Source organism: Methanorbis furvi, from assembly GCF_032714615.1.
GTDB lineage: Archaea > Halobacteriota > Methanomicrobia > Methanomicrobiales > Methanocorpusculaceae > Methanocorpusculum > Methanocorpusculum furvi.
In genome coordinates this window covers 44573-60935 of the sequence record NZ_JAWDKA010000007.1, presented here as the reverse complement: position 1 = coordinate 60935, position 16363 = coordinate 44573, and the positions used below count along the sequence as shown (strand labels likewise).

20 protein-coding genes are annotated in these 16363 nt (G+C 49.8%); 9 read left to right on the top strand and 11 right to left on the bottom strand.

The window, feature by feature from the left end; translation table 11 throughout:
* The first annotated feature begins 1 nt into the window (after position 1).
* Together McpAg1_RS07065 and McpAg1_RS07060 are read left to right on the top strand one after the other, a co-directional pair.
* Positions 2–1051: a DNA primase large subunit PriL gene (locus McpAg1_RS07065; protein ID WP_338094601.1), complete on the top strand. Its 1050-nt coding sequence runs from the start codon at positions 2–4 to the stop codon at positions 1049–1051.
* Between the two features lie 123 nt (positions 1052–1174).
* Entirely contained in the window at positions 1175–2815 is a 1641-nt protein-coding gene (locus McpAg1_RS07060) for a class I adenylate-forming enzyme family protein (protein WP_338094600.1), read from the top strand.
* Positions 2816–2857: 42 nt separating this feature from the next.
* Here the strand turns inward: McpAg1_RS07060 and McpAg1_RS07055 are convergent, their stop codons facing one another.
* Positions 2858–3037: a hypothetical protein gene (locus McpAg1_RS07055; protein WP_338094599.1), complete on the bottom strand. Its 180-nt coding sequence runs from the start codon at positions 3035–3037 to the stop codon at positions 2858–2860.
* A 55-nt stretch (positions 3038–3092) separates the two neighbouring features.
* On the opposite strand from McpAg1_RS07055, the gene McpAg1_RS07050 reads away from it, so the two are divergent.
* The 5 genes from McpAg1_RS07050 (at position 3093) to dapB (ending at position 6196) form a co-directional block, all read left to right on the top strand.
* The gene (locus tag McpAg1_RS07050; RefSeq protein WP_338094598.1) at positions 3093–3644 is read left to right on the top strand and encodes an HD domain-containing protein; all 552 of its coding nucleotides are present in this window, start codon (positions 3093–3095) and stop codon (positions 3642–3644) included.
* A 5-nt stretch (positions 3645–3649) separates the two neighbouring features.
* Complete coding sequence (locus McpAg1_RS07045; RefSeq protein WP_338094597.1) at positions 3650–4162, top strand: thiamine-phosphate synthase family protein; 513 nt, start codon at positions 3650–3652, stop codon at positions 4160–4162.
* A 10-nt stretch (positions 4163–4172) separates the two neighbouring features.
* Complete coding sequence (locus tag McpAg1_RS07040) at positions 4173–4367, top strand: 30S ribosomal protein S17e (RefSeq protein ID WP_338094596.1); 195 nt, start codon at positions 4173–4175, stop codon at positions 4365–4367.
* Positions 4368–4554: 187 nt separating this feature from the next.
* Positions 4555–5448 (top strand): 4-hydroxy-tetrahydrodipicolinate synthase, encoded by an 894-nt coding sequence (gene dapA, locus McpAg1_RS07035; protein ID WP_338094595.1) that lies wholly within the window; start codon positions 4555–4557, stop codon positions 5446–5448.
* Positions 5441–6196 carry a 4-hydroxy-tetrahydrodipicolinate reductase gene (gene dapB, locus McpAg1_RS07030; RefSeq protein ID WP_338094594.1) on the top strand — a complete coding sequence of 252 codons (756 nt, stop codon included), beginning with the start codon at positions 5441–5443 and terminating at the stop codon, positions 6194–6196. Before dapA ends, dapB begins: the two co-directional genes overlap by 8 nt.
* A 158-nt stretch (positions 6197–6354) precedes the next feature.
* Here the strand turns inward: dapB and McpAg1_RS07025 are convergent, their stop codons facing one another.
* From McpAg1_RS07025 to tsaA, 5 genes are all read right to left on the bottom strand, one after another.
* Entirely contained in the window at positions 6355–7500 is a 1146-nt protein-coding gene (locus tag McpAg1_RS07025; RefSeq protein WP_338094593.1) for an ORC1-type DNA replication protein, read from the bottom strand.
* Positions 7501–7514: 14 nt separating this feature from the next.
* Complete coding sequence (locus McpAg1_RS07020) at positions 7515–8111, bottom strand: hypothetical protein (protein WP_338094592.1); 597 nt, start codon at positions 8109–8111, stop codon at positions 7515–7517.
* A 233-nt stretch (positions 8112–8344) separates the two neighbouring features.
* Positions 8345–9208 (bottom strand): Mrp/NBP35 family ATP-binding protein, encoded by an 864-nt coding sequence (locus McpAg1_RS07015; protein WP_338094591.1) that lies wholly within the window; start codon positions 9206–9208, stop codon positions 8345–8347.
* 145 nt (positions 9209–9353) lie between these two features.
* The gene (locus McpAg1_RS07010) at positions 9354–10049 is read right to left on the bottom strand and encodes a DUF6994 family protein (RefSeq protein ID WP_338094590.1); all 696 of its coding nucleotides are present in this window, start codon (positions 10047–10049) and stop codon (positions 9354–9356) included.
* A 34-nt stretch (positions 10050–10083) separates the two neighbouring features.
* Positions 10084–10944 (bottom strand): tRNA (N6-threonylcarbamoyladenosine(37)-N6)-methyltransferase TrmO, encoded by an 861-nt coding sequence (gene tsaA, locus McpAg1_RS07005; protein WP_338094588.1) that lies wholly within the window; start codon positions 10942–10944, stop codon positions 10084–10086.
* Between the two features lie 106 nt (positions 10945–11050).
* On the opposite strand from tsaA, the gene McpAg1_RS07000 reads away from it, so the two are divergent.
* Together McpAg1_RS07000 and McpAg1_RS06995 are read left to right on the top strand one after the other, a co-directional pair.
* The gene (locus tag McpAg1_RS07000) at positions 11051–11509 is read left to right on the top strand and encodes a YbhB/YbcL family Raf kinase inhibitor-like protein (protein ID WP_338094587.1); all 459 of its coding nucleotides are present in this window, start codon (positions 11051–11053) and stop codon (positions 11507–11509) included.
* Positions 11510–12170: 661 nt separating this feature from the next.
* On the top strand, positions 12171–12575 hold the full coding sequence (locus tag McpAg1_RS06995; RefSeq protein WP_338094586.1) for a pyridoxamine 5'-phosphate oxidase family protein: 405 nt from the start codon (positions 12171–12173) through the stop codon (positions 12573–12575).
* Positions 12576–12582: 7 nt separating this feature from the next.
* Here McpAg1_RS06995 and McpAg1_RS06990 read toward each other — a convergent pair whose 3' ends face one another.
* The 5 genes from McpAg1_RS06990 to McpAg1_RS06970 form a co-directional block, all read right to left on the bottom strand.
* Positions 12583–12834 (bottom strand): SdpI family protein, encoded by a 252-nt coding sequence (locus McpAg1_RS06990; RefSeq protein WP_338094585.1) that lies wholly within the window; start codon positions 12832–12834, stop codon positions 12583–12585.
* 105 nt (positions 12835–12939) lie between these two features.
* Positions 12940–14346, bottom strand: a complete 1407-nt coding sequence (gene cca, locus McpAg1_RS06985; RefSeq protein WP_338094584.1) for a CCA tRNA nucleotidyltransferase — start codon at positions 14344–14346, stop codon at positions 12940–12942.
* Positions 14343–14879 (bottom strand): RNA 2',3'-cyclic phosphodiesterase, encoded by a 537-nt coding sequence (gene thpR, locus McpAg1_RS06980; protein WP_338094583.1) that lies wholly within the window; start codon positions 14877–14879, stop codon positions 14343–14345. The genes cca and thpR overlap by 4 nt, the downstream gene beginning before the upstream one ends.
* A gap of 296 nt (positions 14880–15175) precedes the next feature.
* Positions 15176–15628, bottom strand: a complete 453-nt coding sequence (locus McpAg1_RS06975) for a DUF5814 domain-containing protein (protein ID WP_338094582.1) — start codon at positions 15626–15628, stop codon at positions 15176–15178.
* Positions 15625–16269 carry a DUF2150 family protein gene (locus McpAg1_RS06970; protein ID WP_338094581.1) on the bottom strand — a complete coding sequence of 215 codons (645 nt, stop codon included), beginning with the start codon at positions 16267–16269 and terminating at the stop codon, positions 15625–15627. Before McpAg1_RS06970 ends, McpAg1_RS06975 begins: the two co-directional genes overlap by 4 nt.
* Between the last annotated feature and the right edge of the window lie 94 nt (positions 16270–16363).

Genomic DNA, 16363 nt, shown 5'->3' with positions numbered 1-16363 from the left:
CATGCGTCTCGCCGTCGAGCCGCGCGACTTAACCCACTATCCTTTTTTGAAAGAGTCCCAGGAGTTCCTTGCCGCACGCGGCATCAAGATGAACGAGCTCGCCTCATCAGTCCTTGGACGAAAGTATCTTGACTCAGCAGTTGAGCGGGTAAAGTATGCAATCGACGGCAAAGAGATGTATCCCGAATCCCAGGACTTTGTCGCAGACATTGCCACTTATGTGCTTGCCCGTGTTTTAGTTTCCTGTATCAAAGACCGCAGTCTCACCGACCGTCTTGCAAGAATGGAAGCAAAACGTGCCTACTATTACTTGCAGGAGGAGGAGAATGCCAAACTGAAAAACCATGTCTGTGAGACTCTCGGCATCAGTTTCGGCACAGGCGCAATGCCGGTCATCAGGTACGTGGAGCTTGCCTCAGCAGTCCGCGAACCCAAGTGGCGGCTGATCAACCGTGAGGTGGAAGCGGGAACGGTGAAAATCTCTGATGATGAGCAGGACATTCTGCTTCGCGAACGGATCAGAAAAGTATTTTCTTCCCAGCTCCCCCTCTCCATCCCGCCTTCGATGGAACACGAGTTTGCACCATGGTGCGAAAAGATATCCGCGTCCCTGCAGGAGAGGACCCTTGCCGAGTTCGGTGCAATCGATGAGTCTGCATATCCTCCCTGCATTCAGGCGCTGATTGCAGGAGCTGCAGCAGGCGTCAACCTCACTCACTCGGGACGGTTTGCCATGACCGCGTTTTTGAACAACATCGGCATGACGCCTGCACAGGTTGCAGGAATTTTCGCACGAAGCCCAGATTTTAATCCTGACATGACCATATATCAAGTGGATCATATCACCACACATGAGTACACAACGCCTGCCTGCCAGACGATGCTCACTCACGGCATCTGCGTTAATCGCGACGCACAGTGCGACAAAGTGTCTCATCCGCTGAATTATTACCGGGCAAAGAAAAAACTGCTTGAGCGAAAACGTCTTCGGGCAGAAGCTGCCGCAAAGGTCGCAGCTGAAAATATCCCTGCGGAAAATCCGAACGATTAAACGCATTTTCCGTAAATATTTATAGACTCAGCCTGAATTAATTATAGTGAATTGTGTGGTGCATGGAGGAATAACTTGGCAGTGGTAACTTATTTGGAGGACGTCAAAAAGTCCCTTTATACAATGCTCAAATTCGGCGCGGAGCAGGCTGGACCGAACGGTCCAGCTATCGCTTACTACGGCCACTCTATCACCTACGGTGAACTTCTGGATGAAGTTCATGCATGCGCTGCAGGACTCCGTGCTCACGGAGTGCGTGCGGGGGATCATGTAACGGTTTTTCTTCCAAACATTCCCCAGTGTGTCGTCGCCGTATATGCGGTAAACATGATTGGTGCTGTCTCAAACATGGTGCACCCGCTCTCAACCACCGGTGAGATCGGTTATGCCGTGGACCTGACCCAGAGCAAAATTGTTCTGACCTGCGAGATAAACGAAGGTCTCTGTTCAGGAATGGATGTGGAGATCATCAGATGCAGGACTCCGTCCTACTTCCCCAAATCACCGAAAGGATATCTGATGGGATGGGTCTACCGCCGTGCTGTCAGAAAATATCTCACCGGAGAAAACGTCAAGAAAATAACCGAGTGGGAGAGTCTGTTGGATGACGGCAGAGCTGCTATTGCAAACGACGGGCTTCCGATTCATGCAGGCGAACCTGAGGACACAGCTGTTATCATGTACACCGGCGGAACGACCGGCACGTCCAAAGGTGTCATGCTCTCCAACTTTGCGGTCAACACCGTTGCCGTGCAGCTGGTTGTTGGTGTCGGTGCCGAGCTGATCAAGGTTGGCGACGCGTTTCTTGCAATCCTTCCGATGTTTCATGCGTTCGGCCTTGCGGTCACCGCCCACACCCCGCTCTCTGCCGGTCTCAAGGTTGTCCTTCTGCCGCGGTTTGATGCGAAGGAATGTGCCCACACCATTCTGAAAGAAAAGACCGCGTTCATCGCCGGAGTTCCTGCGATGTATGAGCGGATGTACACCGAGTTTGATGGAAAGGATCTCTCCTTCATCAAACTGATCGTCGCCGGCGGTGACAGTGTGAGCGGCAGTCTGATCAACCGGTACAACCAGCTTCTGCGGCAGGGAAACTGCACCGCAAAGTTCAGGCCTGGCTACGGCCTGACCGAGGCATGCAGTGTCTGTGCTCTGACCAGTGCCGAGTACCAGACAATTCCTACCGGGTGCGTCGGCGTTCCTTTGCAGGGCAACCGTATCTGTACGGTTGAGCCGGGGACGACTACGGTTGTTCCCGACGGTGTGGAAGGAGAGCTCTGTCTCTTCAGCGATGCAACCATGACCGGCTACTACCGCAACAAGGAGGCAACCGATGCAGTGCTGAAACTTCATGATGACGGCCGCATCTGGCTGCACACCGGTGACATCGTCAAAATTGATCCTCCAACCGGCAACATCTGTTTCCGGTCGCGGCACAAGCGGATGGTAAAGGTCAACGGCTACAATGTCTACCCCATGATGATCGAAGAGGTGATGCAGACGCATCCGGATGTCAAGGAGGTCTGTGCGATCGGTATCCCCTGGAAGCGGGACACGAGAATCAAGCTGTATGTTACGCTGAAACATAAGATGGATCCGGCTGATGCTGAACGGAAACTGATCGAGTACGCAGTTGCCAGACTCAACCGGTGGAGCGTTCCGGCTGTTGTCGAAGTTGTTGCCGCACTTCCCAGAACCAAAATGGAAAAAACCGATTACCGGGCTCTCGAAGAACTGGAATCAAAGAAAAACATGTCCCGATAAGGGCGAACCAAAACAAAAAAATTATTTTTCCTGAAAATATTTTCAGGTGATTGAGTTTTTGATAACCGTGAGACCCGCAACCGCAAGGTATGCGATAAAGAGGATTAGTGCACCGATATATCCATATGCCGCAGGCATCACCATCGGCAGGACAAACAGCAGAATGCCGAACACTATCAGGGACGATACCCCGACAATGATATCCAGAAGCCAGTCTTTCATGATTATATGAATTGGCGTGTGTGCTTTTATGAGTTTTGATAACGCAAGTATATGCATGGAAAAAGATGAGGCTCTTGTTCTCATGCAGTCGCACGTGACGTCAGACTCTCTTCGCGGCCACTGCATTGCAACAGCTGCCGTAATGAAAGGACTTGCCGAAGAGCTTGGCGAGGACGTCAGGCTCTGGGAGTCGATAGGCATTCTGCATGATATTGACTTTGAGGAAATAGATGAGGACATGATGCGGCACGGACTCAGAGGTTATGAAATTCTCAAAAATGCTGGAGTCGATGATGAGATCGCAGAGCCCATCCGCCGCCACAACCACATGCTGTTTGGAGCTGATTACACTACCCCTGTTGAGATCTGTCTGCAGGTGGCCGACAGTGTCTCGGGTCTTGTGATTGCCTGCGCATATGTGAAAGGCGGAAACATCACCGAGGTCTCTTCCAAAACTGTTGCAAAAAAATACAAAACCGCATCCTTTGCCGCAGGCTGTGACCGCGGCCGCATTGCTCTTGGTGATGAACTCGTTCCCCGCGACCGGATGTATGAGATTGCCATTCGTGAGATCACTCTTGTAAAAGATCAGCTGGGGCTTGCGTGATACTCATGTCAGCAGCAGATCAGTCCTTAGTCCTCAAGGCATTGCAGCAGGCACATGGAAAAGTCATGAACCTGTCCCGCTATCTCCAGCCTTCGGGAGGTGTGTCCCTCGCATACGGGATCAAAAATCCCCGTGACATCAGGGATGTGGCAGTGATCCGAGGAACCGGAATCGGATTCGGTACCGACGACCCCCTTGTCCGCGTACTGTTAACGATGACCAGATTTGATCCCTCCTGTCGTGCGGTCGGTACCATTCGGTACACTGAAGAGATTGCCCAGGTTGTCAGAGAAACTATTCGTGATGTTGCCGAGTATGATCCGGCAAAGTTTCCGGCCGGCATTGTCAGCATGGACTGGGGCGTTGCCTCCTGCTGCAGGGACGGTGTTCCTCTGGCAATTATCAGTGCAGAATCGAAAAATTCCGAGCCGTTGATCCGTTTTCTTGGTGCAAACCCTGACGAAGTGGCAAACAGAATGCTTATCATATCGGAACGACTTACATATACAGACATCTGAGGAATATCTCATGGGAATTAAGCCAAGCTATATCAAGTCAATGGGCGTCGCCCTTATGGAACAGCACGGAAAGAGCTTCAACAACAACTTTGACGACAACAAAAAAGTTGTTTCCGAGATCACCACTATTGAGAGTAAGAGTATCCGTAACCGCGTTGCCGGATTCATTACCCGCAAGGTCAATACCAACAACCGCCGCAGGTAAAATCCCAGAGCCCCCGGTCACGAGACCGGGGTTTTATGGGTAAATACTTTTTTCATTATTGAGCGTTGGATTTTTTTCGTTAGTAGCTGAAGGCATGCATCCTGTGTTTTCTCTGGGCGACTCAGAAATAATAATGCAAAACCTAAGCGAAGATACATGTATCAGGCGCGCCTTACGTATAAGTACTATGTTCGAAGGTGTGATACCCGCACTCATCACTCCGTTCCGTGATGATGCATCCCAATCGCTTGATATCGAGGGTCTTCGAGCCTGTATCGAGCATGTTATCCGCGGAGGAGTGCATGGTCTTCTCCCCTGCGGTTCGACCGGCGAGTCTGCAACAATGACGCATGCAGAACACATCAAAGTCATCGAAGAGGCAGTTTCCGCAGCAAACAACCGGATACCAGTCATTGCCGGAACCGGTTCCAACAACACCGAAGAAGCACTGCTGATGACCCGTGCAGCAAAAGCTGCCGGGGCTGACGGTGCTCTTCTGATCAGTCCGTACTACAACAAGCCGAACCGCAGCGGTCTCTTAAAACATTACAGAAAAGTCGCAGAGATTGGTCTTCCGGTCGTAGTATACAACATTCCGGGCAGGACCGGTCAGAACCTGCCGCCTGATCTGATCATCGAGATGGCAAAAACCATCCCGAATATTGTGGCGGTCAAAGAGGCGAGCGGCAACATCGATCAGATGATGGCGATCATTCACGGACTTGAGGGAGTGGACCGCGAACTCCCGTTTGTGCTGACATCAGGTGATGACTCACTCATGCTTCCGGTGCTTTCCATCGGCGGCAAAGGCTGCATCTCAGTCACGGCAAACATCGAACCAAAACGAATGGTTGCGATGTACGATGCATTCGTCAAAGGCGATATGGATGGTGCAAGAAAAATACATTATGAACTGATGGAGCTCTCCAAATCCCTGTTCATGGATGTAAATCCGGTGCCGGTAAAACGTGCCGCAGAAATCCGCGGGCACATCGCATCAGGAAATGTCCGGCTGCCGCTGGACTCCCTGTCAGCGGAGATGACCAATAAATTACGGGAAGTGTTGTCAAACTATGACTAAAGTTATGATCTGCGGAGCGATGGGGCGTATGGGTACGACCATCGCAGGTATGGTTGTCGAAAATCCGGAGCTCGAACTGGTTGGCGGTGTGGATGTCCGCTCCGGTACCGTACTTGGTAAACCGGTCGTTGACTCGACCAGCCTTGCATCGTTCATTGATGAACACAAGCCTGATGTGATGATCGACTTCACGGTTGCCGCGGCAACGATGGTGAACGCAAAAATTGCAGCAGCCAAAGGTGTTGCACTGGTGATCGGCACGACCGGTTTCACTCCGGCCGAGGATGCAGAGCTTTTGCATGCGATCAAAAATGTGCCTGTCGTGAAAACAACCAACTTCAGTGTCGGCGTCAACATTTTCTGGGAGCTGGTCCGCGAAGCAGCAAAGCGTCTCGGCGACTATGACATCGAAGTGATCGAAGCCCACCACCGCCACAAGAAGGATGCACCGAGCGGAACCGCGAAGACCATTCTGAAAGTGATCGAAGAAGAGGTCGGCGTGCGTGATGAGATGTACGGCCGCTGCGGTATGACCGAGCGCAAGAACGAGATCGGTGTTCACGTAATTCGCGGCGGCGATGTTGTCGGCGATCACACCGTACAGTTCCATCAGAATTATGAAACGATCGAACTGACTCACCGTGCATATGATCGTGCGGTGTTTGCCCGCGGTGCTGTCCGTGCAGCAGCATGGGTGCCGGGAAAAACTCCTGCCGTCTACACGATGAAAGAAGTTCTTAATTTATAATCTGAATGTTGTCAGGTCGGCTCTGCGAATTTATGCTGAGCCGGCCACAATGAAAATGGAATTGAAATTTAATTTTCATACCAAATGATTTTTTTCGTGATGTTTTTCCATGTGTTCCTGCGAAGCGGTGAACACGACGGAACGAACGATGATCCGTGTTAGGGTTTACATCCGCTCTGAACTTTTCGGAAGGCTAAAACACGTTTTGGATCATATCTGAGACTGATAATACGCAGGCGGCCCTTTCCTGCATTCTGATAACTGAGGGTGACCAGTCTGAGATGGTCGAGTTTTTCAATAATCTGTACAAACGTTGTGTAGCCTGTTGCTCTCTCGCCAAGAGCTGTGTGGACCTCTTTGGTGGTGACGATATCTGCGTCATTGGTCATCTCGGCAAGCTGGAACAAAACGGCTGCCTCGTCATCGGAAAGTACCCGCACGATATCTGCAAGACGGAGATCACGGGAGACGGAGAATGCCGCGGTGACGTCATCGTCAGAGACGTTCATTCGTGCAGACTTTTCTGCGTTCATCACAGAGCGTTTGATCAGATCAAGACCGATGCGGATATCGCCGCATTTCATGGTGCGGTCTACGATGCGGTCGAAGAGTTCGCTGCCGAGCACGTTCGGATACAGTCCCTGCACCACACGCTGGGAGAGAATGCCTGCAACCTCGGACGCGGTGTAGGGTGCAAAGTGAATGATCTGCGGACGGAAAACTGATGCTACGCGGGCATCAAGCGAGGACTCCAGATCCACGTCCGGATCGCTGATGATAACGATCACCCCGATTCTGACATTTTCGTACGCCTCATGCGATCTGAGGAGTGCGTAGAGAACTTTGTTCAGCTCCTTTTCATAGACAAGGTAGTTGGCATCGTCAAGACAGATGATCGGAACGACCGATTCGTTCTCGATGTACTTGGCGATCATGTCAAAGAGCATCTTAAAGGAGGTGCCGGTTGGCGGCTGGCGGTTTTTGGTGAGCTTTGTGTAGATGCGGGAAAAGATCGCATACTCTGAGCCGTCAATCTGGCAGTTGATGTGAATGGGAATGATCTTTTTGGTGGTTCCTTCGATCTCTTCAAAGAGTTTTTTTACGGATGTGGTCTTGCCGGTGCCGGGCACTCCGCGGCAGACCGTGTTTAAGATGCGGCCGCCGGCAAGGGCCGGCCGGACTGCGTAGGCGAGCTCCTGAATCTGTTCATCACGGTACTCAAACTGTTCGGGAACATAGTCGATGTCAAAGACTTCGATGTCTTTGAAGAGGGTCTGATCCCACATGAGCAGATTTTTTTTCATGATGTTTTTTCTCCTTATTTCATGCAGGCTTTGCAGAGCGTTTTGCCCATGAAGAGGTTGGACACGTCGCGCTGGACTTTGGAAACTGTTGCTCCGCATTTTTCGCAGGTGTAGACCACGGGTTCTTCAGCGGTTTTCTCTGCGGCGGGGAGCGGCTGCTCAGGTTCTGGTTGGACCGGTTCGATCTTTACCGGCTCTGGTTCTGGCTCAGGCACAAAAACCTGCTCAGTAATAACTGGTTCAGGAGATATTTCAGAGATGCACTCCTCTTCTACGAAGAGAATTTCTGTGACTGGTGCCGGCACTTCTTCGTCCGCGGTTATGTCGTCAGCAGTTGGAGCAGGACCGAAGAGTTCATCGAGCGGGTCAGCCGCAGGAACGGGCGATTCAGCCTCCGCATATTTTTCCAGAACTCTCGCGCGGTATTTGTCAACCGAGGCACGGGTTGAGGCATCATTCTGGCCGTAGCCGTCCAGCACTCTGTTCAGATACGCGGCGAGTTCGGCGGCCTCCTCCTCGTTCTGTACCACGTCGCTCACTTCCAGGCGAAGACTTTCGTAGTTGCCCAAGTTGATTGCCACACCGATTGTCAGTGTCCTCTTCTCTGACATAGTTACTATAGTATTTGGTGCTTTGCGGAATTAATGATGCGTGTCCCTGCGGCACTTCTCATTTGCGGGCAGCTCAGAAATGGTAAAACAACACCCACCGGAACGAAAGGCTCATACTCTGATTCTGCAATAGATATTATCATACAAAACGGCAGATGATGATAGTTACCCCCGCTGAGCCGCAAGGTTATGATGACGCAGGGGTCTGATGCCAACTAAAAAAAATTTAGAAGTTATTCTCTTTTCTCGACTTCTGCGATCAGGTTTTCCATAACCTTGTCGACCGCATCTCTGGTCGGATTCTTTTCGTTCGTTCTCTTGACGATGAACGGTCTGCCTTCATCGCCTGCCTTGCGCATCTCAATATCAATCGGAATAGCACCAAGATACGGAATATTGTATTGGGTTGCCACCTTTTCTCCGCCGCCCTTGCCGAAGAGATCAACAACCTCGCCGCAGTGCGGACAGATCATGCCGGACATATTCTCAATGATACCAAGCACCGGGAGGTCCATCATCTCAACGAACTTGATTGCCTTCGTGGAGTCAAGCACTGCAACATCCTGCGGGGTCGTAACGATTACCGCTCCTTCAACGTTTGGTGCAAACTGTACGATGTTGAGTGCCTCATCGCCCGTTCCCGGTGGAAGGTCGACGACGAGATAGTCAAGGTCTCCCCAGTCGACATCGCCGAGGAACTGTTTGATGGCCGCAGCCTTCATGGGTCCGCGCCACACAATCGGACTGTCGGTGGTGTTGAGAAGAAGAGCCATTGAGACGACTTTCAGTGAGCCGGTCACTTTCACCGGCATCATTTTGTTGCCGAGCGCCTGAAGTTTCAGATCCTCAATACCGAGCATCTTGGCAATGCTTGGGCCGTGAATATCAAGGTCAAGCAGACCGGTCTGGTATCCATGGTTGGCAAGTGCATAGGAAAGGTTTACCGAGACCGTACTCTTGCCGACGCCTCCCTTGCCGGAGAGAACAAGGATCACATGCTTTACACTGATATCAGCTTTTGCCGGCTGCTGGCAGGTATCGGTCTTCTGCGAGCATCCGTCGCAGTGTCCGTCACATCCTTCTGGTTTGTCTGACATGTTTTCATTTCACCTGTAATGTAAGTCTATATAATGTATTGCCTATTCTGTTGCACGGTAGAGAGTATAGTCTTTGTGTATTGGGCGGTGTTGCGCGTAATGCAAGGATTCTGCTGCTAACGCCCAATGGGCTGGCACTTTTCAGTCATATTAATTGGCAATCATCAATTCTTTGATTTCTTTTCCGAATGAAATTCATAACTTCTTTTTTATATCCCAGATATTCGTCTGTGTCAGAAAACCTTGGAGGAGTTTTGAACTCATCGAACGGTGAATAAAATTTAATTTCGTGATTTTCTTCAATCAGATCCTCCAATAAAAAGAAATTGACATAGCCAATAAAGTTATCAAATAAATCGAAAAAATCCTTATATCTCAATAAAGTATCATAAAGAGGACTGTCTTGATCTAAATAAAATCGGCGGATACATTCGAGGGTCAAGTCAAATCGGTCGTCAATGAAATGATTAATTCCGCGTGCCTGATTGATTGTGTGGTTGCCGTTAATTCTGTTATTTGGAAAAATAATATAGGCCCCGATAGTGGAACCTGCATCAAAAAGTTCATTTACTTCACTGGGAATTTGTTCTACAATCCATTGTTTTCGTTTCTGATTTTTGTATGAGTGTGTAATAGCATCGCTCCCAAAACGAAACTCCCCTAATTCTGATTTATGGTATAAATAAATCCCATTTTTATCGTCATACAATTCGAAATGTTTTCCATTGGGTAATGGTTTGCTCCATAATTTCTTATGATATTTTCGAAGAGTGGGGCTGGTAGAATCGGGATCTCCACCCCTCGCATCAGTGTAAAAATTGTAATTTGTGTCAATTCTCATCTGTTTGTACCGGCTTTAAGTGTAATCACACATATCACTCGTTTTCCGGAGTATCTATCCCTGCATGGTAGGGTTTTATGTCAAGCACCGGCGTGTTGTCAAAGGCTTCGAGTCCCCGGACGGTCAGGGTGGTTCCTTCTATTGATTCGATGGTTACCAGAGTCAGTGAGATGGGATTCGGGCGGACCGGCGCACGGGTTGCAAAAACGCCGGTGAGTTCCTTTCTGCCGTGCGGAACAACCTGTAAAATATCACGTTCGGAACGGTCAAACCAGCAGAGGATGAAGACTGCGTTCCCTGCGGAAAGTCCGGTGAGGCCGTCGCGGTACTCGGGAAAAATTTCGATGCGACTAATCTCCTGAGTATTTCTGCCCTGATTCGGCGCACTTCCGCGTTCCTTAAAGGGTGAGTGAACAACTCCAATGGGCTTACACTCAATTGGCTCTCTACCCTTGCGAAGGTCATCGATCAGATCCGCGGCGGAACGTTTGTCAAGAGCATTGTTGCACAGCCAGTCACATGATCCGATGTACGGATTTTCCCGCGGGACATGATGATACGTGACCTTCGCAAATGCTGAAGCACTCTCCTTTGCCTCCTGATGCAGCGGCTGAAGTGAGGCTGAGCGAACTTTGTAGGTCCCGTTCATCTGTGATATCATGAGTTCGCTGTCCGAGTAGATGATCAGTTCGGTTGTTTTTGGTTCAGCAAATTTTTTCGCCGAGCGGATGGCATGAATGAGTGCGGTGTACTCGGCGACATTGTTCGTCTGTTTTCCAAGAACAAGTACATCAGACTCAAGAACGTCGGTCCCACGAAGAATCAGCCATGCAGCAGCGGCTTCGCCCGGGTTTCCTCGGCTTGCCCCGTCCGTATATATTGTCAGGCAGTCCATGTGAGTTGTGTTGCCTTTCACCCTATTTATGGATGAGGTTTGAACTGACAGAGACATTATCCTCAATCTATACATCTATAATATTTTGGGGCAGAGGGTATGTACTATGGAAAAGATTACCATTCATCTTGGAAAAAATGGTATTACCCCTTCGAGTACATTCTCCGGTGGAAATATCTCGCCAAAAATTGATCTCTCCGGCATCCCTCCCGAGGTAAAGTATATCGCCGTCATTGTGCAGAACAAATCCGGCGACGGAAAAACTCAGTGTATCTGGTCAATCTGGAATATTCCGTCGGTCGGGCATGTCCCGCCGGGATATGAAGCAGGCCCGGTACCAAACTTCCCGTTCCCTGCGATTCAGGGTCTCAACGATTTCGGCGAGCATGGCTGGCACGGACCTGAGCCGAAACTCGGAAGTGATGAGAGAATGCTCTTCCACGTGTTCGGTCGGGCTGAGCGCATTGTGATCTCTCCGGATGCGAAAATGGATGAGGTTATTGCAGAGTTCCGCGACGGCAAGACGATTGCCTTCGGCAGTCTTGAGTCAACGCTTCACTTCTGAAGCATCTCATTTTTTTGCGGCATCTCCTTAGTTCAACAGAGAAATTTCGCGCAAAATGCCGCGTTTTCAAAATATTTTGCGCGTGAGAAAATCCGGGGCTTTTTCAGTCAGGATTTATCGCCGTATTTTTGGTTATTTTCCAATTGACGTGATCTGAGCCGCATTTTTTCTGTCATGACAGACAGGTTTATACACCGAAGAATCAGATCTAAGATTATGTCACACAAAGAGGCAAAAAAGACAGAAGCCCCAAAGGCAGCACCGAAAGCAGCAGTAAAAACTGAGGCACCGAAGGCAGCACCCAAGAGCGCAAAAAAGAACTAAATTTCTTTCCCGTAGAAAGGTACAGATTGTTGAATGTGTGACACCCTTGTCCGGAATTTTTCCCGGACATCCGCCTGCCACAAATATCATGCGTTGACCGGAGTTGTTCTCCGGCACTCGCATGTATTGGCTGTTTTTTTTACAAGAAGAGTTATGTGAGGGTGATGCTGCAAGGTAGTGAGAGGTCTGAAACATGAAATTAGTGATGAGTCAAATTCTTCAGTAGGGTACTGCATTACGATTTTTTGAAACAGAAACCACATACCTCCTATTACAAACAATTTTGTTGTTGGGGAACTCCGCAAAGTAGACATAACAGTAAGCCCAAGTTATCTCTATGGCACTAATTACCAGCGAGATAAAAGAACAGATCGCAAAAGTCGGGGTCTGTCATCTGATCACCGCTTCAAAGACCGGCGTTCCAAACGCAGCACCGATGGGCGGTCTGTGGGTAATGGACAACGACACCATCTGGATCTCCAACAACTTCATGAACAAGACGGCGCAAAATGTTCACGAAAACCCCCAGGCAGCTCTGCTTGTCTGGAGTAAAGAGCTCGGCAACTGTATTCAGCTAAAGGGAACGGCAAGCCTTGAGTCCGACACCGAGGACTACAAAAAGATGCGGGAGTTAATGGAAGCAAAAAAGCCGGGACTTCCCAAAAAAGAACTGCTGAAACTTGTAGTAAAAGAGATCTACACCTGCATGCCGGGACCAGCTGCAGGAGAAAAGATCGCATAAATTTTTTTTATTTTGAAAACTGTTTTTTCAGCTGACACTCAACACCAAGAATCGGGAGCGCCAAGAGAATGAGTTCAGCGACAACGATCATTACCAGAAGAGTGTACGGATTAATCCTCGTTCCAACACAGAGAGCCACAAGTGGAACAGCTATCAGAAGAAAAATTCCATAGACGAAAGAATATTTTCCAAACATTTTCTGCGCTGCATCCCATGCCTCCGGAGATTTTTTGGATCGTCGTGTTCGGTACCCGATCACTCGGGAATTTTTTTTCCGGCGGATACTTCAAAAGCCCGACCGCACCGACAATGAGAACCAGAGGCAGCAGCAGAATCAGTGTTCAGAAAAATATCCAGTCATAACTCATTCCTGCCCGCCTCTGATCTCCCTGAGCTTGCGGATCGCATGCGAAGACCTGGCAAAAAATGCCGAAAGGAAAAACGAAAACTCCAGCGACCAGACATCAACGCCCGCGAGAACCTCATAACCGTCCTCCTCCATCACCTGCCGCACATGTTTTCCAAGTGAACCTGACAAAATCTTCGACTTATCCGAAAGCAGAGACTCAGCAGTCGTGTACTTGCGGAGCACCTCGGTGTAGTAGCGATCCTCCTCAATCCAGGGGCCGGCAAACTGCTCCTGCATCAGATATTTTTCCACAAACCGGTCCGCATTTTCATGATTCCAGACCGGAGGGCCAGAGCGTACAACAATCTCCGGCAGCCGGGCAATGAGAAGCTCAAAAAGAATCAGAGAATTTTCCGCACCCATGGAAACTTCAGCACGGTGAATCTGAAAATCCTCGGCAACAAGCATGGCCTTCATAGACTCCATGGTTTTCCGCAGCTGAGGAACAACCGTGTCCGCAACATATGGAGGAGTTTTCATCCGTACCGCAAGCATTGCCGTCCCGCGCTTCTGAAGCGTTGCGGCAAACTCGTTCATCCCCATCTGAGTTGGAGGATCCGCAACAAAGTACTGCGGACTGGGAGAGGCACAGTAGTCGCGGGCAAGCTCCATGAACTCGGCAAACCGCGTCGGGGTCAGGGCTGCTGCAACATTTCGGTCCTTATCGGTTGGGTCGATGACAATAAGCGGCTCGGAAAATTTTCCTCTCACGATTTTTGTATCTGCATAATATTTTTCGATGTCAACAACCTCGCCGTACCGGAACTCTGACGCGGCCTGCATGAACTCTGAAAATCCTCCGTAGGCCAACACAAGAAGCTCGCAAAGATATCCGGAAAAACCGCCGGTCATATGATCTGAGCCGTACACGCCTCCGCCTTTGGCAAACTGTTTGAGCAGCAAAACATCCTCACGAAGATTTCCGATTTTAGGGAGAAGGTAGCGGGTGTGAAACGGCGTCCGGTCCACAGCGCACTGCATCTCAGCAGTGGAGCTGACATGATAACAGGGGACGAGATCCACATCGAATCCTTCGATGACCGCGTTGAGATACGGATGCTCGGCATACTTTTCCTCAGCTGTTCCTGAAAACTTTTCGACCACCGCATACGCTGCGGCAAGTCCTTTCTCCTGCAGCTCCTCGCGGGAGATCTCCGGTGGAAACAGCATGAATATGTCGATGTCCTTGTCACCGCGAACCCAGGTGCCCCGGGCAACCGAGCCGGTCATCATTGCAGGAACGCCTGCAACTTCGTAGACTGCGGCGATCAGTTTGTTTCCCATCTCCTGTGCTGCGGAACGTTCCGCGTCGGTTGGCAGCACGCGGTCCAAGACCTCCTGTTCTATGATACTTCTTGTCACAGTTTTACCTCGGCAACTGTTTCATATATGGGTCCACTGGGGGTTAATGTACTCTTTTTGAGTGCGACCGAGTCAATTATGCAGGAGCCGAACTCTGTATCCTTCACTGCGGCAATTTTTGGAAGAAGATCCGGCGAGTAGAGCTTCACGCGGGCGAGGGTGAGGTGAGGGGAAAACGGTTTTGGATCTTTTGGGATGCCGACTAAAGACAGGAGTGCATCAATCTGTGCGGCAAGCTCTTTTGAAACTCCGCCATCCAAAACATCAGCTTTGATCACCCGCGGCGGTCTGCCGAAGACACTGACGCCTGATGCGGAAAACTGATACGGTTCTCCGGAGAGTTTGGAGAATGCATCGGTGATTTTTGGAATTTTTGTGTCAGGGACCTCGCCAATAAACTTGAGCGTGATATGCATCTGGGAAGCCTGCACGATTGTCAGGCGTGCAGAGGTTTCCAGAAGTGATTGTGCTGTACTCTCAAGATTTTTCCGGATCTCCAAAGAGGGTTCCACCGCAATAAACAACCTCGCCATTTCTGCTGAGTATGTATGCGGTCTGGAAAAATAGATTTTTTCAGAAAATGTTCTGTGGACACGATGAGATTTTGAAACGCGAATAGCACGAATAAAAAAAATCGTCAATGGCGATTTTTAAGGAAGGGCCTGAATCATATATTTTTAGACGAACATCTCTGCTCAGAAAAAATACAAATAATTTTTTTATTCGCGCTATTCCGCGAAGCGGTGAGCAGGCCGAAACGACTCCCGAAGGGAGGAGTTAAACACGACGGAACGTCGTGTGGAAGACCTGCGATTCGCGTTTCAAAATCTCATCGTGCGATCTGACGGATATGTTCATCCGATAACTCAACCAGCTCTTTTTGTTCCGCAAGATTGGCAACACTGCGGATTGCTTCCAGCAGATGAACAGAGTCCTCAAGAAAACTCAGGATATCTGCTGGAAAAAGATCAACACCGTACTCATCGATCAGATGGTTGTGGATCTCACGGTGACTGAGTCCCATCTCGCGCAGCTCCAGAATCGCAATAACAAACTTGCGCTCCGGACATCCGCAGAGCGGCGAGTCGCGACAGCTGCACTCAAGAAAATCCTTGTAAAACCGCATGACCTGATCCCTTGTTCCGGGATCAAGACTGTCAATATTCATCGAACCGGTAATCGCCTCAAGGTTCGCCGGATGAAATGCCCCGTCCGGCAACCGGTAGCCTGCCGCTCGCTGCAACTTTTTGATGTAACGAAATCTTGCGCGGCCTGCAATCACTGGGCTTCTCCGGCTTCCTCGTCGAAGTTCTTCAGAGATTTCATCGCATCGGCAATGCGTTCGACCTCCACCAGCCACTCATCAAAAAGCGTCGGCTCATCCGTGTCCTTCACATATTTGCCGCAGCAGCTTGCACCATTAATCACAGCAGCACCAATCGACGATGCCATGTCAAGAGCCTTTTCCGGATCTTTGTCAAAGACCTTGCGTCCGTCCTTGACAAGATTTTTGACCTCTTCAGACGGAGGATAAGCCTGCTCAAGATATTTCTGTCCTGCTGCAAAGAGCACCAGCATGGAGACCTGCATGGACCCGATAATCTCAGCAACATCCTCGTTCTGCACCTCACTCATGACGATCTCTTCCACGCCGCGGAGTTTGGCCCTCGCGTCCTCCAGAGATATTCTTCCGTTCTGGAAAAGTCTGATGATCTTTATTGTCGCAAGAGTAATGTCATCGGAAAAACCGTCAAGAATGCGGTATCCTTCCGGCATCTCTTCACTCTCATCATCGCCCGAGAAGTCCGCTTCCGCAAGGGTGTTCAGCCAGTTGTCCCAACGCTCCTGATTATAGAAGATATAGAAGAGCTTTGCTGATGCTTCTGGTTCTTCACTTTTTTTGGAGGATTTCTTTGCAGCCATTTCTCACTCTTAATAAGTTCAGTCCTGATTGTTATAGATGTTGTGATACAAGGCAGCACAGATCATCATCCACAAAATCCTCAGGTAAAGCCGC

Bases quoted from the DNA above. Each gene is read 5' to 3' on its own strand.
- McpAg1_RS07065 (WP_338094601.1), top strand. From the start codon at position 2: ATGCGTCTCGCCGTCGAGCCGCGCGACTTAACCCACTATCCTTTTTTG.
- McpAg1_RS07060 (WP_338094600.1), top strand. From the start codon at position 1,175: ATGCTCAAATTCGGCGCGGAGCAGGCTGGACCGAACGGTCCAGCTATC.
- McpAg1_RS07055 (WP_338094599.1), bottom strand. From the start codon at position 3,037: ATGAAAGACTGGCTTCTGGATATCATTGTCGGGGTATCGTCCCTGATA.
- McpAg1_RS07050 (WP_338094598.1), top strand. From the start codon at position 3,093: ATGGAAAAAGATGAGGCTCTTGTTCTCATGCAGTCGCACGTGACGTCA.
- McpAg1_RS07045 (WP_338094597.1), top strand. From the start codon at position 3,650: ATGTCAGCAGCAGATCAGTCCTTAGTCCTCAAGGCATTGCAGCAGGCA.
- McpAg1_RS07040 (WP_338094596.1), top strand. From the start codon at position 4,173: ATGGGAATTAAGCCAAGCTATATCAAGTCAATGGGCGTCGCCCTTATG.
- dapA (WP_338094595.1), top strand. From the start codon at position 4,555: ATGTTCGAAGGTGTGATACCCGCACTCATCACTCCGTTCCGTGATGAT.
- dapB (WP_338094594.1), top strand. From the start codon at position 5,441: ATGACTAAAGTTATGATCTGCGGAGCGATGGGGCGTATGGGTACGACC.
- McpAg1_RS07025 (WP_338094593.1), bottom strand. From the start codon at position 7,500: ATGAAAAAAAATCTGCTCATGTGGGATCAGACCCTCTTCAAAGACATC.
- McpAg1_RS07020 (WP_338094592.1), bottom strand. From the start codon at position 8,111: ATGTCAGAGAAGAGGACACTGACAATCGGTGTGGCAATCAACTTGGGC.
- McpAg1_RS07015 (WP_338094591.1), bottom strand. From the start codon at position 9,208: ATGTCAGACAAACCAGAAGGATGTGACGGACACTGCGACGGATGCTCG.
- McpAg1_RS07010 (WP_338094590.1), bottom strand. From the start codon at position 10,049: ATGAGAATTGACACAAATTACAATTTTTACACTGATGCGAGGGGTGGA.
- tsaA (WP_338094588.1), bottom strand. From the start codon at position 10,944: ATGGACTGCCTGACAATATATACGGACGGGGCAAGCCGAGGAAACCCG.
- McpAg1_RS07000 (WP_338094587.1), top strand. From the start codon at position 11,051: ATGGAAAAGATTACCATTCATCTTGGAAAAAATGGTATTACCCCTTCG.
- McpAg1_RS06995 (WP_338094586.1), top strand. From the start codon at position 12,171: ATGGCACTAATTACCAGCGAGATAAAAGAACAGATCGCAAAAGTCGGG.
- thpR (WP_338094583.1), bottom strand. From the start codon at position 14,879: ATGGCGAGGTTGTTTATTGCGGTGGAACCCTCTTTGGAGATCCGGAAA.
- McpAg1_RS06970 (WP_338094581.1), bottom strand. From the start codon at position 16,269: ATGGCTGCAAAGAAATCCTCCAAAAAAAGTGAAGAACCAGAAGCATCA.